Origin of the sequence: Brumimicrobium mesophilum (assembly GCF_003025005.1) — a bacterium.
Lineage (GTDB): Bacteria > Bacteroidota > Bacteroidia > Flavobacteriales_D > Crocinitomicaceae > Brumimicrobium > Brumimicrobium mesophilum.
The window spans coordinates 1-975 of the sequence record NZ_PVSS01000053.1; the positions used below are offsets into that span (position 1 = coordinate 1).

1 protein-coding gene is annotated in these 975 nt (G+C 31.7%); it reads left to right on the forward strand.

The window, feature by feature from the left end:
* Positions 1-42 precede the first annotated feature (42 nt).
* Positions 43-834 carry a hypothetical protein gene (locus C6368_RS17000; protein ID WP_107040411.1) on the forward strand — a complete coding sequence of 264 codons (792 nt, stop codon included), beginning with the start codon at positions 43-45 and terminating at the stop codon, positions 832-834.
* Positions 835-975 lie beyond the last annotated feature (141 nt).

The window sequence follows — 975 nt, forward strand, 5'->3', positions numbered from 1 at the left end:
CGACTTCGGAAATCCGCCTGACGTTATGCACAAGCGTAGAAAATGAGAAGTACTCGAGAAAAGTATAAACCTTGGATAATAGTTGGAAGTGGTTTTTTGACTTTACTTCTAATGAATTTATTTCCTGTAGACGGTGGGGGAGTTTCTTTGATTTTTGTTTTATCTGTTCCGATATTAATTGGGCTTTCAATTATTCTTGCCTTGATATATAGATGGCAAGCGAAAAAGATTGAAATCAGATGGAAAAGAAACGTAATATTTTCTTCTTCAGTTTTGATTATAGTTTTATTGACATTTTTGCTTTTTCCTTGCTCAAATTCAGACTCACCTTGTCCATGTAAAATCATTTACAAATCATCAAAAGTGATTGCTAATCGTGACAACATCACTTATAATGACTTGTTTACTAAAAAAACAAAAGCCAATTACCCATTAATTATTACGTCTCGTAAAAAGTACAAAAATAGACTCCCCGAAAAAATATTTTATGTGACATATGATTCACTTAGTTCATTTTCTTCATTAAAGCATTATGCCATTTATGTAATTAATGATTCGATAAAAAGCAATAATGAAAACTTAATGATTGAGCATTTACCAGATGACATTGTAAGATTTACAGAAGTCTTCGAGAATGACACTCTCACATTTATAGGAACGACAAAAGGATTTATTGAATTAGAAAATGAATATAACGGGTATAATGACAATGGGTACGGGTATATTAACTGGTATAAGGAGTTTTCAAATTACCAAGTTCGAATAAGGAAAGGAGTAGAAAATGATATTTATGAAAGTTACCTTTTTTATAAACTCTTATATTGGTTAACATAAGACATGCAAGTGCATAACACAGCCTTCGTCGCCAGCCTGTAAAAACCTTCGATTTTTACATTCATGTAAATAAAATGTTTGTATCTTCGATAAAACATTTAAAAACAGGCCGCCGCAAAGCCTCATCCGTTAATCGCAAAT

Coding starts and splice junctions, on each gene's coding strand:
- C6368_RS17000 (WP_107040411.1), top strand. CDS start 43: ATGAGAAGTACTCGAGAAAAGTATAAACCTTGGATAATAGTTGGAAGT.